Source organism: Castellaniella sp., from assembly GCF_004321985.1.
Lineage (GTDB): Bacteria > Pseudomonadota > Gammaproteobacteria > Burkholderiales > Burkholderiaceae_B > Castellaniella.
Genome location: NZ_SCQN01000010.1, coordinates 1 through 13,384 on the forward strand (window position 1 = coordinate 1; position 13,384 = coordinate 13,384).

The 13,384-nt window shown below is 63.1% G+C and carries 14 protein-coding genes and 1 pseudogene; 7 read left to right on the top strand and 8 right to left on the bottom strand.

Features of this window, described 5'->3' with window-relative positions; all coding sequences use genetic code 11:
* Positions 1-273: 273 nt before the first annotated feature.
* Together EPN31_RS01835 and EPN31_RS01840 are read left to right on the top strand one after the other, a co-directional pair.
* Positions 274-1,110, top strand: a complete 837-nt coding sequence (locus tag EPN31_RS01835) for a MotA/TolQ/ExbB proton channel family protein (RefSeq protein WP_291768654.1) — start codon at positions 274-276, stop codon at positions 1,108-1,110.
* Between the two features lie 56 nt (positions 1,111-1,166).
* Positions 1,167-2,295, top strand: a pseudogene (locus EPN31_RS01840) (OmpA family protein).
* Between the two features lie 19 nt (positions 2,296-2,314).
* Here EPN31_RS01840 and EPN31_RS01845 read toward each other — a convergent pair.
* Positions 2,315-2,611: an acylphosphatase gene (locus tag EPN31_RS01845; protein ID WP_291768656.1), complete on the bottom strand. Its 297-nt coding sequence runs from the start codon at positions 2,609-2,611 to the stop codon at positions 2,315-2,317.
* Positions 2,612-2,753: 142 nt separating this feature from the next.
* Between EPN31_RS01845 and EPN31_RS01850 the strand changes: the two genes are divergently transcribed.
* Complete coding sequence (locus tag EPN31_RS01850) at positions 2,754-3,566, top strand: RsiV family protein (protein ID WP_291768657.1); 813 nt, start codon at positions 2,754-2,756, stop codon at positions 3,564-3,566.
* Between the two features lie 63 nt (positions 3,567-3,629).
* On the opposite strand, the gene EPN31_RS01855 is transcribed toward EPN31_RS01850, so the two are convergent.
* The 6 genes from EPN31_RS01855 to EPN31_RS01880 form a co-directional block, all read right to left on the bottom strand.
* Positions 3,630-4,499, bottom strand: coding sequence for an ankyrin repeat domain-containing protein (locus tag EPN31_RS01855; RefSeq protein ID WP_291768660.1), 870 nt, complete (start codon positions 4,497-4,499; stop codon positions 3,630-3,632).
* Positions 4,500-4,511: 12 nt separating this feature from the next.
* Positions 4,512-5,297, bottom strand: a complete 786-nt coding sequence (locus EPN31_RS01860) for a TatD family hydrolase (RefSeq protein ID WP_291768663.1) — start codon at positions 5,295-5,297, stop codon at positions 4,512-4,514.
* Positions 5,298-5,326: 29 nt separating this feature from the next.
* A complete protein-coding gene (gene holB / locus EPN31_RS01865) occupies positions 5,327-6,364 on the bottom strand; it encodes a DNA polymerase III subunit delta' (RefSeq protein WP_291768666.1) in 1,038 nt (345 codons plus the stop codon).
* Positions 6,361-7,008 (bottom strand): dTMP kinase, encoded by a 648-nt coding sequence (gene tmk, locus EPN31_RS01870; RefSeq protein ID WP_291768669.1) that lies wholly within the window; start codon positions 7,006-7,008, stop codon positions 6,361-6,363. The genes holB and tmk overlap by 4 nt, the downstream gene beginning before the upstream one ends.
* A 4-nt stretch (positions 7,009-7,012) precedes the next feature.
* On the bottom strand, positions 7,013-8,023 hold the full coding sequence (mltG, locus tag EPN31_RS01875; protein WP_291768672.1) for an endolytic transglycosylase MltG: 1,011 nt from the start codon (positions 8,021-8,023) through the stop codon (positions 7,013-7,015).
* A gap of 97 nt (positions 8,024-8,120) precedes the next feature.
* A complete protein-coding gene (locus tag EPN31_RS01880) occupies positions 8,121-9,191 on the bottom strand; it encodes a YeiH family protein (protein ID WP_291768675.1) in 1,071 nt (356 codons plus the stop codon).
* Positions 9,192-9,397: 206 nt separating this feature from the next.
* Here EPN31_RS01880 and EPN31_RS01885 point away from each other — a divergent pair, with 206 nt between their 5' ends.
* The 4 genes from EPN31_RS01885 to EPN31_RS01900 are packed head-to-tail and all read left to right on the top strand — an operon-like array spanning position 9,398 to position 12,428.
* Positions 9,398-10,453: an FAD-dependent oxidoreductase gene (locus tag EPN31_RS01885; RefSeq protein WP_291768678.1), complete on the top strand. Its 1,056-nt coding sequence runs from the start codon at positions 9,398-9,400 to the stop codon at positions 10,451-10,453.
* Positions 10,450-10,701: a sulfur carrier protein ThiS gene (gene thiS, locus EPN31_RS01890; RefSeq protein WP_291768681.1), complete on the top strand. Its 252-nt coding sequence runs from the start codon at positions 10,450-10,452 to the stop codon at positions 10,699-10,701. The genes EPN31_RS01885 and thiS overlap by 4 nt, the downstream gene beginning before the upstream one ends.
* A 4-nt stretch (positions 10,702-10,705) precedes the next feature.
* Complete coding sequence (locus tag EPN31_RS01895; protein ID WP_291768684.1) at positions 10,706-11,494, top strand: thiazole synthase; 789 nt, start codon at positions 10,706-10,708, stop codon at positions 11,492-11,494.
* A 4-nt stretch (positions 11,495-11,498) separates the two neighbouring features.
* Positions 11,499-12,428, top strand: coding sequence for a hypothetical protein (locus EPN31_RS01900; RefSeq protein WP_291768687.1), 930 nt, complete (start codon positions 11,499-11,501; stop codon positions 12,426-12,428).
* Between the two features lie 45 nt (positions 12,429-12,473).
* On the opposite strand, the gene mmsB is transcribed toward EPN31_RS01900, so the two are convergent.
* On the bottom strand, positions 12,474-13,367 hold the full coding sequence (gene mmsB / locus EPN31_RS01905) for a 3-hydroxyisobutyrate dehydrogenase (protein ID WP_291768689.1): 894 nt from the start codon (positions 13,365-13,367) through the stop codon (positions 12,474-12,476).
* Positions 13,368-13,384 lie beyond the last annotated feature (17 nt).

Sequence of the window (13,384 nt, forward strand, 5' to 3'; positions counted from 1 at the left end):
CCCAACACCCAGAGAACGGCACAAAGGGGGAGGCAGCTCCCCCTGCTAAAATTTAGTTGAAAAATACCCATAGTTTTACTTGAATAGACGGTGCCTGAGGTACATCCCAAAACATCCAATCTTAAACTTGACATAATATACATTATGCGAATTTGACTGAGGTGGCAGAATGGATAAACGCGGGATCAAGCCGAAAATCCCCGTTGTTCTCACAGTGGCCGGATCAGCCCTCACGCTAAGATGCCCTATCGCTTCCAGATCCGGTTTTCCGCAATGACCGCCCGCGTCAACCCATCCACACTGATCGGCATCGTTGCCAGCATCCTTCTGCTTGGCAGCGTCCTGATCTTTTCAGCGCGGGACGCAAGCCTGTTCGTGGACCTGCCCGGGCTAGGCATCGTGCTCCTGGGGACGGCGGCGGCGACGTTCATCGCATATCCCTTGCGGGAGGTCATGCGGATCTTCGGGTCCATCCGCAACGTGCTGCACAGCGAGCGACTGCCCATCGACCAGGACCTGGAAGATCTGAGCGAGATCGCGCGGATCTGGATGCAGAGCGATATCCACGCGGTCGAAAAGGCACTGCAGAAGGTCTCCAATCCATTTCTGCGCAATGGTGTGCAGTTCGTCATCGACAACGTCCCCGAGCAGGACATCATGGATCTGCTCCAATGGCGGATCGCCCGCATGAAGGCGAAGGAACACGCCGAGGCACAGCTTTTTCGCGTGATGGCCGGGTTCGCACCCGCCTTCGGCATGGTCGGGACCCTGGTGGGGCTGGTCAACCTGCTGTTTCTGCTCGGCGACGGCGACATCACGGCCATCGGCCGGCAGATGGCGCTGGCGCTGATGACGACGTTCTACGGGGTGTTGCTCGCCAACCTGGTTTTCAAGCCGGTTGCCGTCAAGCTCGAGCGCCGTACGGAGCAACGGCTGATTCTGATGAACACCCTCATGCAGGGCATTTCCATGATGAGTCAGAAGCGCAGCCCAGCGCTGATGCGGGAGACGCTCAGAGCGTTCGTGGCTGAAGTGCGCGATGAAATCCGCGACCACGACCATGGTACGGACACCGGTGGGACAACCAGGACTGCCCCGGAAACACCATGAGACGGATCACGACGGAGCTGCAGCCGTCGCAGGCAGTCGTCCAGCGCATGCAGACCATGCAGCTCGACCTGCAGCGCGCGCGCCAGCACCTGCGCCGTGAACGCCGCAGCCACGGAACCCAATCGGACCGCTGGGGACTGGAGCAAGCCGGAACCGCACCGCAAGACGAGGACTGGCTCATCACCTATCTGGATATGGTCACACTGCTGATGGTAGCCATGATCGTGATGCTGGCCTTTGCCGGACCAGTGAGCAAACAAATCCAGGCGGTACGCCACGAAACCGCTGCTGCCGTGGCGAAGCGCGATTCCCCGCCCTCTGCCGCCCTGCACCCGACTGCCCCCCTGAGGCCGAAACCAGAGAATCTGCCAGTTGCCTACCCGGCGGCTGAGCCTGCCGAGGCCCTGGAACGGCCCACGCAGCCATCCACCCCTACCCTGGCACCGCTCGCCGGCACCTTCCCCCCCGAACCCATGACGGAGCCGCTATCGAAAGCCGGCCCATCAAAGGCCTCGGCAACGGAGGCGCCACCGCCTGCGACATCGGCCCAAGCTACCATCATCGAAACACCAGAACCCGTTTCCGCTCAGAAGGAGCCTGAAAACGAGGACGTACAGGCTTCGCAGGCGGACGAGGTGCGGATCGCCAGCATGCGTACGTGGGGTGCGCCAGTGGTCACCCCACCTGTGGCGGCGCCGACCGAGGCGCCCCCCGCTGCCAAGATAGTGGCGCCGGGGCCCTCGGAAGGAGAAGCCATGGCCGCCTCATTGTCGCTAGGGGATCTCGGCAAGGACGTCGAGGTCATCATCAACAAGCGCTCGGTGAGCTTCCGAGTGAACAGCGAGATTCTGTTCGACACTGGCCAGACGGACCTCAGCCCCGAGGGTCTGGCCGTGCTCAAGCGCATGGCCCGGGTGCTGGTCAGCGCCGGTTACGACATCACGGTCGAAGGCCACACGGATTCAGTGCGGGTGCGAAGCTCGTCGCCCTATCCCTCGAACTGGGAGCTTTCCAGCGCGCGCCGGCAGCGTCGTACGCTACCTGCAGGCCAATGGCATCCCCAAATCCCGCCTGAAAGCGGTTGGCTTCGCCGATTCTCGGCCAATCGCCGATAACGGCACACTCGAGGGCCGCGCCCGCAACCGGCGTGTGGAGCTGGTGGTCTCGAAACACAGCGACGAGTGACGCCTGATTCCTCGCACTGCTATAGCTGTTCGAAGCGATCGAAAAGGCGCTGGGTGGAGACCTCTTCGTGAGTGACTCCGGTGACGCTCGCCATCGGGGGACCGCGCAACAGCCAGGACAACATGCGGTCCACGGCGTCGTGATCCCCCTGCAACAGGACCTGGACGCGCCCATCGGGCAGATTGCGCACCCACCCGCCCAGCTTCAGCAGATGCGCCTGCCGAACTGTTGCGGCCCGGAACCCCACTCCTTGGACTTTCCCCGATACGCAGGCCGAAAGCGTTTCGACAGACTGGCGGACGGAAAGTGATTTCATGATGACGACATCAGACGGCCCAATATGACGTGCCGCAGCAGAGGTTGTGGTAGATTTTAAGCATGATAGCCTGAGGCTGTGCAGGCTGCAGGGCTCCCGGGTTCTGCGGGCGTTGCCGCATGAACGAACACCAGACTGGACAATGATGATTCATCTCGCACTCCCCTCTTTCCTGCGACCGCTCATGGCGGCGATGATGGCAACGCTACTTCTTGGCGCATGCGCCAGCGGCCCAAAAGGCAGTTTGAGCCTGGTTCCGGCAGAACTCAACACACAGACCCAGAAAGCAGGCCTGTTCTCGCAACCGATCAATTGGAACCAGAAAAAGCCCGGCTGCAAAGGCGAATGTCCCACCATGATGGTGAATTCCCTGGTGTTCCCCGGACACCAGCGCCTCACGGAACTGGTGGACCACGCGCTTGCGCTGATGACCTGGGTGGACAATGATCATCCTGCTCCCTACGACACTGTGCCGAGCCTGCGAGACTACTTCTGGAAGACGGCCGGCCCGCGCGACGAAATCGATCTGAACGCGAAAACGCGCTATCGCAACCCGCACCTGACGGTAGTCGAACTCCAGGCCAGTGAATACCGGACCGGCATGGCTCACGGCATCTCGGGCACGCAGTTCCTGATTTGGCGCAACGACCTGAAAAAGGCAGTCACGCTGGACAACCTTCTGCTGCCAGGCGCCCGTCCGGCATTCGATGCGGCCTTGCGAAAGGCCCACACCGAGTGGCTCGCCAAGAGCCCGGCCGCGCGAGAAGACCCCGCGAATTTCCGCCGCCTGTGGCCCTTCGTGTCGAGCGACAACGTGGCGCTCACCGATACGGGGATCGTCGTGAAATACCAGCCCTACGAAATCGCCCCCTATTCTTCCGGCCAACCTGAACTGCTGATTCCCTATTCAGAGCTGAAGAGCATCCTGCGACCCGAATACCTGCCGCCAGCCTGACCGACGTCCGGCTTCCCCAGCCTGCGTGCCCAACGTGGCTGGGGGCCGAGCGGCCACTACCGCTCACTTCGCGGGCTGGTCGAATCTTCCCAGGTCGAAGTAACGCGAGAACGAACTCTGGTCGCCGGCCTGAGGAGCCCCGGACGAGGGCGCCGCCGCGGGAGCGCTTGGTGTAACCGTAGCGGCCGGCACCGAGGGCCTCGATACAGCCGCCGGCGCGGATGAACCACCTTCCACACCAAGCTGGCGCTCGGCGCCGCGCCGCGATGCCGCTTCATCCAGGCGCTGGGCAATATCAGTGTTCTTGCGCTTGCGGGCCCAGTCGGCTGCAGTCTCGTGCGCCAGATTGAACATCGTCGGATCCGCCTTCTGAGCAAGGAGCAGCTCCACCATGGGCTTGCTCCCCGAAAGGGCCGCCATCATGAGCGGGGTCGTACCGTCCGGCCCCGGCGCGTTGACAATAGCGCCGCGCTTGATCAGCATCCGGGCGGTCTCGACACGGCCTTTGGAGGCCGCGTAGTGCAACGGCGTCCAGCCCAGGCGGTTGACGTGCGCTCCGGCCGCGATCAGGTCTGACGCACGGTCCGTCTGCCCCAGGATGCACAGGTACATGAGAGCCGTTTCATCATGCGCATTGGGCTCGTCGATCTGAACCCCCGGTGCTACCCGCAGCGCGTCGAAGACCGCCCAGGACTGGTCCCGGATGGCCTGAATCAGAGCCGGGTTTCCCTGCTTGCCGAAGGCATTTGGATCCACGTTGCGCAACAGCAGGCCGCGAACGGCGGACGCGTCGTCACGGTCGATGGCTGACCACCAGTCCGCGCCGGGCGCCTGCTGCGCCCAGCTCTCGCCAACCGGCAAGAACAGCGCTCCTGCAATGAGAGCCAGCAACCCGGCACGCAGCCCGCGTAGAACTGGATGCGTCTTGACCATGATGATGCTCCGTCAGGAATGGATGGAAACGGCTTTGTCGAACAGGGAAAAATAATTTTCCGCGGTCGCATGTTCGATGGTGGCAACCGGTACCCCGCGTAGCTCGGCGATCTTCTCGGCCACATGAATCACGCGCGAGGGATCATTGAGCTTCCCACGATACGGGACCGGCGACAGGTAGGGTGAATCCGTCTCGATGAGCATTCGGTCCAGCGGCACCTTGCGCGCCACGTCCTGCAGCGCTGCAGCGTTCTTGAAGGTGACGATTCCCGAAAAAGAAATATGGAACCCCAGGCCCATGGCCGCTTGCGCAACCTCCCAGGACTCCGTGAAGCAATGCATGACGCCACGTGCCGCACGCGCTTCGCGCATCACGCGGATGGTGTCTTCGGCTGCCGCCCGCGTGTGGATGATGAGCGGCAACCCGCTGTCCTGGGCAGCACGGATGTGGAGCCGGAACCGGTCCCGCTGCCACTCCAGGGGCTCCGCCTGACGGGAATAATCAAGCCCCGTTTCACCGATGGCGACGACCTTTGGATGCTGTGCCCGGACGAGCAGGTCCTGAAGCGTGGGTTCGAGGCCGTCATCATCGCCCGCGTCGTTATCGGGATGCACGCCGACGGACGCGCGCAGATGAGGGTGCCGCTCCACCAGACTGATCAACCCGGGCCAATCCCGCAGATTCACGGCGACGACGAGCGCATGGCCGACGTCGGCCGCCCGCATTCGCGACAGGATGTCCGGAAGCTGACTGGCCAGTTCAGGCAAATTCAGATGGCAGTGGGAATCAATGTACATGGCGTGAGATGGGAGGTTGGCATCGGCGGTCAGCTTGCCGCCCGCACGGGCTTGCCGAACGAACTCAGGAGCATGCGGGCAGCATGATCGGCGAGGAACTTCGGGTTCAGCGTGTGTTGGGCGAGACGCTGCTGATCCTGCAGCCAGCGCGCAGTCTGCGCCAGACGGACCGGATCCGATGACCGCGCAAGTATCTCGATAGCAGATGCCTGTGCCGGATAATACCGCAGCGGCAAGCCGTGCGCCGCCAGGCTCAGGTCGGTCCAGAGCCGCTGTGCGGCGTCGATCCACGCGGCCGCGTCTTGCGCCACCAGGGCATCGGCCAGCCCCGCAGGGGCACCGCCACACTGCGCCAGATCCAGGAAACCTTCCAGCCATTGCGGCACCGGGCCGCCGCCCGCCTGAGCGGCCTGCAGCGCCAGCAGTGGAGCTCCGCCAGCGGCCGCCAGCCAGGTGGACGCATCGTGAACACCTTGCTGCGAGAGCCAACCCAGCGCCTCATCGTGGGTCGGAACCGGCAACGGCAATCGGCGACAGCGCGAAACCAGCGTCGGAAGAAGCCGGTCCGGCGCCTGGGCTACCAGCAGGAACACGGTACGGCCCGGCGGCTCCTCCAGAATTTTCAGCAATGCATTGGCCGAGATCACATTGAGCGCTTCGGCCGGATAAAGCAACGCAACCCGCCATCCGCCGCGATGCGACGCCATGTTGAACCAGGGCATCAGCCCGCGGATCTGCTCGACGCGGATCTCTTTGGAGAGCTGCTTCTTGCCGCTGCCCTCCTCTTCGGCCTCTCCTTCCTGGGCCGCGACTGCATCCGGCCGCAGGCGGCGCAGATCCGGGTGATTGCCCGCCGCGACCCAGCGGCAGGCCTGGCACCGGCCACATGCCAGCCCATTCTCAGGCGTTTCGCAGAGCAGACTGGCGGCCCCAGCCTGGGCAAATTCCAGCTGCCCGATCCCGGGCGCGCCTTGGATCAGCCATGCGTGGGCGAAACGATCCCTCTGGCCCAGCCAGCGTTGCGCCAAGGGAACCTGCCAGGGGAAAAATCCGGCGGCGGAACTCACGACGCGCCTCGCGACCATCCGTTCGGACCCAGCAAACGCTGGAAGAAGCCGTCCAGATCGGCCTGCACCTCGGCCACGGTGCCGGCGGCATCCACCACGTGAAACCGCTTCGGGTCGGCCGCCACCCGCTCCAGATAGGCCTGGCGTGTCCGTTCGAAGAAGGCTGTGCCTTCACGCTCGAAGCGGTCTGCCTGACCGCGTCCCTTGCCCAGCCGCTCGCGGGAAACCTCCAGTGGAATGTCAAAGAGCACCGTGAAATCCGGACCCTGGCTCTGCTGCACCCAGTCTTCGAGAATGCCGATCGCCTCGCTGCCCAGCGCCCGACCCCCGCCTTGGTAGGCGTACGAGGCGTCCGTATACCGGTCACACAGCACCCACTGTCCGCGCTCCAGGGCCGGCCGAATACGCGTCTGCCAATGTTCGTTGCGAGCGGCGAACATCAGCAGCGTTTCTGTGCGAACGTCCATGGCTCGATGCAGCAGCAGATCACGCAGGTCTTCGCCCAGCGGCGTGCCCCCCGGCTCACGGGTGCACAGAAGATCGACACCAGCAGAACGCAGGAACTGTTCGATCCAGGGAATATGCGTGCTTTTGCCGGCACCATCCAGTCCTTCCAGGGTGATGAAGCAGCCTCGTGCGGTCATGGGCTCAGTTCCGGTTCAGAATGTACTTGCCTACCGCGCGGTTGTGATCAGTCAGCGTGGAGGAGAATTCGCTGGTCCCATCCCCCCGGGAAACGAAATAGAGGTACGAATGGTGGTCAGGGTGCAGCGCCGCCCAAAGCGCGGCTTTGCCTGGGTTGGCGATGGGTGTGGGCGGCAGCCCCGCCCGCGTATAGGTGTTCCACGGGGTGTCGCGCTCCAGGTCCTTCTTGCTCAAGCGACCCTGATAATCCGCTCCCAGGCCGTAAATCACCGTGGGGTCAGTCTGCAGCGGCATGTTCTGGCGCAGCCGGTTGATGAACACGCCGGCAATCTTGGTGCGATCTGTTCCATGCCCCGTTTCCTTCTCGATGATGGATGCCAGGATCAGCGCCTGATAGGGGTCGGTGAGTGGCAGGTCCGGTGATCTTTCCGCCCAGGCCTTTGCCAACACCTGACGGGCGGCCAGCGCTGCACGGCGCAGAATGTCGAGGTCAGATGAACCGGGTGCGAAGACGTACGTGTCGGGGTAAAACAAGCCCTCCAGATCAGGTTTGTCCAGCCCAAGGCGCAGTGCAATGGCCGCATTGCTCATGCCCTTCGTATCATGGCGCAAATGTGGGTCAGCGTCGAGCGCCGCCCGCATCTGCGCCACCGTCCAGCCTTCAGGGAAAGTCAGCCGGGTCTGTGTCATATCGCCGTTGGCCATGCGCTCCAGCAACTTCCACAGCGTATCGCCGGCGCGTGCCTCGTAGGCCCCCGCCTTCAGAAGCTTGTCGCGGCCGCTGAGCCGAGTCAGCCAGACGAAGGCCAGCGGCGAGACATCAATGCCGGCCGATTGCATGGTCAGCGCAATCTGGCGTGGAGAACTGCCTGTGTCGATGGTGTAATCCACGACCTGCGCGCGCATGGGGACCGGGCGTTGCCAGCCCCACCATGCTGTCGCCGCAATGGCGATCGCCACAGCCGTCAGGCTGAGAATCAGCAGCCAGAGCAGCCATCGCAGTGATTTTTTCATGCCCGCCAGTTTAACTGGAACAGCCCTTGAAGGCCTGCAGTGGTTGTTACTTTTCGCACAGCCAGGCCATGGACGTGGGCGTGCGCCGCCCCTGCTTTCAGAGGTTGCCCAGCAGAAGCTGCATGCCCAGGCTGCTGAGCGACACGGCCATCCATACGCCCAGCCCCAACAGGATCGGACGTATCCCCGAAAGTGCCATGCGGCGCAGGTCAGAAGACAGCCCGATGGCCGTCAGCGCCATGATGATGAAGAACTGCGATATCTCATGCAAAGGCCCAAGCAGCGCCCCCGGGATCAGATCCAGACTACGCGCGCCGGAAGCCGCCAGGAACCAGAGAATGAACCAGGGAAAAATTCGGGAAAGGGACACTCTGGTTTCGGCATGCTGATTGCGCCAGGCAACCCATAGGGCAATGACGATGCAGACCGGGATGATGAGCGTGGCGCGCGTGAGCTTCACGATGGTGGCAATGTCCCCCGCCGCCGTGCTGTAGCTGTAACCTGCTGCCACCACCGATGACGTGTCGTTGATGGCCGTCCCGGCCCACACCCCGAACCCATGGTTGCTCAACCCCATCCAGTGCCCCAGAAGCGGAAACAGCAGCACGGCGATGACATTGAAAAGAAAGATCGTCGAAATGGAGAGCGCCGTTTCATGGTCATCGGGCCGGATGATGGGGGCCACGGCGGCAATTGCCGAGCCCCCGCAAATCGCCGTCCCGACCCCGATCAGAGTCCGCAGATGCCCGCCCAGCTTCAGCCAGCGTCCCAGCAGCCACGCAACAACAAAGGCCGTGGACAAGGTCACCAGCGTCACCCCCAGGGAGGACGCGCCGGTCTTCAGGACTTGGCCCAGGCTCAGGCCAAACCCCAGGCCAACGATGGACCACTTCAAAATCTGCCGGCTGCTGAAAATGACCCCCGGCGTAAAGACCGGTGAGAGCCCCACAACGTTGCGCCAAACCATGCCCAGGACAATCCCGAACACTGGCCCGCCAATCAACGGTATCCGGACGCCCAGCCACCAGGCCGCGAGCCCCAGGCCCCCCGCAAGCAGTACGCCATACCAGATGGATGGCGCGCGCAACGCGCTGTCTGGACACACACCCCGATCGCCACCCGACACGGCGGATGGAAGGGGGTGTGGGATAGCGGAGATCGGTAGCATGAATCGGCCTGGACAACACGAAAAAGTCTGGTCATTCTAAGAAGAAGCTATAAATAAATAAATTAAAGTGATTTTAGCTATCGTATAAGAAATATTGAATTATTCTGGACGAATGACTCGGCGAACATGGCTTCTACCCTGCGTCCAGCGCGGCGTGCAGTATCATTCAGCAGCCAATATTTAGCGATGGAAACGCCTTTCAGCCTATGTCCAAAATCCTCAGAATCGGAATCGCCGGAGCCGGTGTTCTGGGCCGTCTGCTCGCGTGGCGGCTCAGCCGTGCCGGACACCAGGTCACGGTATTTGACCTTGCCAGCGGCCCATTGGGCCGGGGTGCTGCCGGATGGACAGCTGCCGGGATGCTGTCGCCGTCGGCCGAACTGGAATGCGCCGACCTGCAGGTCTTCCGCGACGGCGTCGATTCTATCCAGATGTGGGAAGGAATCATCCATGAACTTCCTGGCGCACCGGATTTCGACAACCACGGAAGCCTGCTGCTCGCTCACCGAGACGATGCCGGTGCGGCCCACCGCCTGGTGGATTTGATTGCCCGCAAGGCGCCAGACGGGTATCGGCCGCAGGCGCTGACGCCGTCGGCTCTAGCGGAGCTGGAACCCGACATTCATGGCCCTTCACTGGCATGGCTATTGCCGTGCGAAGGCGCCATCAACCCCGTACAGCTGATGCAGGCGCTGCAGGAAGGTGCCCGTGGAGTAAGCTGGATGTGGGGCCAGAATGTGGACGAAGTCCAGGCCGGTTACCTGAAATCATCCGGAAACCGCCACGACTTCGACCATGTGTTCGATGCGCGCGGCCTGGGGCAGCGCCCCGCTAACGGCCCAGGATCAGGCTGCACCGAGGTGCGCGGCGTCCGCGGCGAAATCTTTTTACTCCAGGCGTCCGACGTCAACCTCGCGCGGCCGATACGGGTACTGCACCCTAGGCACCGCGTGTACGTCGTGCCTCGCCGGGACCATCACTTCATCGTCGGTGCGAGCGAGATCGAGAGTGAGGACCGCTCGCCGGTCTCGCTACGCACCACGGTGGAGCTCCTGGCGACTGCCCACAGTGCGCTGCCTGGTCTGGCAGAGGCGCGCCTGGTGCATACGGAAACCAATCTCAGGCCAGCATTGCGCGACAACCTGCCGCGCATCGAGCAGACGCCGGGGCTTACCCGGATCAACGGACTCTTCCGTCACGGGTGGATGATCGCACCCGCCATGACGGTCCGCGCCATTCAGGGCGCAGGAATCTCGGTATGAACCCCGACGACACCAACCCCACGCCGAATATCATCACCGTCCATGTCAATGGTCAGCCGCTGACGGTCCCTGCTGGCTCCTCCCTCCTGCAGGTGCTGACACACCTGACAGCTGGGGCGGAGGAAGTCGACTCCGGCAGGATAGCGACCGCGCTGAACGGCCAGCACATCGCGCGTGGATTGCGCGATCAAACCTTGCTGACCCAAGGTGACCATATCACTACATTCGAACCCATCACCGGAGGTTGACCGCATGACGTGGCAAGTCGCACAAACCGAGCTGAACAGCCGCTTCCTGCTTGGCACCGCCAGCTACCCTTCCCCCCAGATCATGATGGACGCCGTCCGCGCATCGGGCACGGAAGTCGTCACCGTCAGCCTCAAGCGCCAAGCAGCTGCTCGTCCCCAGGAAGGTGGCGGAAAGCCTTATTTTTCGATCCTGAAGGAACTGAATTGCCACCTGCTGCCCAATACGGCAGGCTGCCATACAGCGGCGGAGGCCATCACGCTGGCACACATGGCCCGGGAAGTATTCGACACTCCATGGGTTAAACTTGAAGTTATCGGTGATCCCCACACGCTCCAGCCAGACGTCTTTGAGTTGGTCTCCGCAGCGCAAACCCTGGTGCGGGATGGCTTCCAAGTGTTCCCCTACTGCACCGACGACCTGATCGCCTGCCAAAGGCTTCTTGACGCTGGCTGCACGCTGCTCATGCCGTGGGCGGCGCCTATCGGTTCCGGCCAAGGATTGATTCACCTGTCGGCCCTGCGTACACTGCGCGAGCGTCTCCCGGATGTGCCGCTCATTGTCGACGCTGGCATTGGCTCGCCCATGGATGCCACTCAGGCCATGGAACTGGGCTTCGACGGCGTCCTGCTCAATTCGGCCGTGTCACGCGCGCTCGATCCGGTGCGCATGGCAGAGGCGTTCAAATGGGCCATTCATGCAGGTCGTCTGGCCTGGGAGGCCGGTATCATGGCCGAACAGGAAATGGCCGTAGCCACGACGCCCGTCACCGGCCGCCCATTCGTCCTTGGCTAGAAAAATGGCGGACCCCATCGCTGAGGGCTGCTGGCAGTTGCCCGACCAGGCCATCATCCGCATCGAAGGTCCCGATGCCAGAGCCTTCCTTCACGGGCAATTCACCAGCGCTGTTTCGACCCTGGAGCCGGCAATGGCCCGGCCGGCAGCCTGGTGCACCGCGCAGGGGCGCGTGCTGGCCAACGGCCCACTTTGGCCATCCGACTACGGCTTCGAGTGGATGGTGGCGCGCGATCTGCTGGATCCCGTCGCGCAACGCCTGCGCCTGTTCGTCTTGCGGGCGCAAGTCTCAATTTCCGAACCCCGGGATTCCCGGATCCTGGCGGCGCTGGGCGCCCGCCACGTGCCGGAAGCACTGCATGGCCTGAACCCATGGTCGGTGATACCCACTCAGGACAGGCTCTGGATCGTCGCTCCAATCGCCACCGCCAGCCGTCCCGCCGCATGGTGCGTGACCAGCGTACCGGGGAAGGAGCCTGCCGACACGGGTGCGTGGGCGGCGGCTCGACTGGGCGGCGGCTGGCCCTGCATCCGGGCCGGCACCAGTGGACAGTTTCTGACGGGAGCGCTGGACATGGACCTGAACGGCACCATCGACTTCCAGAAGGGTTGCTACCCAGGCCAGGAGGTGATCGCTAGAAGTCATTATCGCGGCACCGTCAAGCGCAGGCTGGCCTATGGTGTCTTGAAACAGGAACCTATTGTGCCGGCCGAAGCTGGCGCGCGAGATCTGTATGCGGCCGGGGCAACGGATGAAAGGCCTATTGGCCGGGTGATCGAATCCACCATCCACTCCCAGACCCTGCACGTTGCGGCGGAAATCACCCTGTCCGACTGGCCCCGCACCCGCTACGCGCTGGGGAGGCCGGATGGACCGGTGGTGTCGCTGCAGCCAGTGCACGCACCGGCGGGCGTTCAACCCGGGGCGATCTGAACCTGGCGCATCAACCGAATCGGAACCACCCGGGTAGAGGTCGGGTCAGCCCTTCTTGCGGTAAAGCGTCAGAATGCTGGAAAAATCCAGCTTTCCATTGCCCTGGGCGCTATGCAGGGCGAACAGGTTGCGTGCCAGCTCGCCCAGCGGGGTCGTCGCCTTGACGTGCATGGATGCCTCGGTGGCTAAACCCAGATCCTTGAGCATCAGGTCCACGCCGAAGCCACCCGCATAGTCGTGCGAAGCCGGCGCGTTTTCCATGACACCAGGCCAAGGGTTATAGAGCTCGGTGGCCCAATTCCGGCCAGAGCTCTTGGCGATGATGTCCGACAGGGTCTTGGGATCCAGCCCATTGGCCACACCCAGCGCCAGAGCTTCTGCCGTACCCGCCATCTGGATACCCAGGATCATGTTGTTGCAGATCTTGGCGACCTGCCCCGCCCCGGCTGCGCCGGCATGGAAAATGTTCTTGCCCATGACCTCCAGATAGGGCCGCGCCGATTCCAGATCCCTGGATTCTCCGCCGACGATGAACGTCAGCGTGCCGGCAGCTGCGCCGCCAGTGCCCCCTGAAACAGGCGCATCCAGCATGGGAATGCCACGCTCAGCGGCCGCCTTGGCGACCTTGCGGGCCGATTCAGGTGCAATGGTGCTGCATTCCAGCACCAACGTGCCCTTGGCGATCGACTCCAGCAGGCCGCCCTTGCCCAGGTAAAGGCCTTCGACATGCCGGCTGGCCGGCAACATCGTCACAACCAGGTCGGCCCCCGTTGCGGCGGCAGCAGCCGACTCGGCAGCACTCGCTCCCGCATCGGTCAGAGACCGGACGGCTTCCGGTACCAGATCAAAGACCTTGAGGCGGTGGCCCGCCTTCAACAGGTTTTTGGCCATGGGGCCACCCATGTGGCCCAGACCGATAAATCCTATTGTGCTGCTCATTGATTGTCTCCTGATGA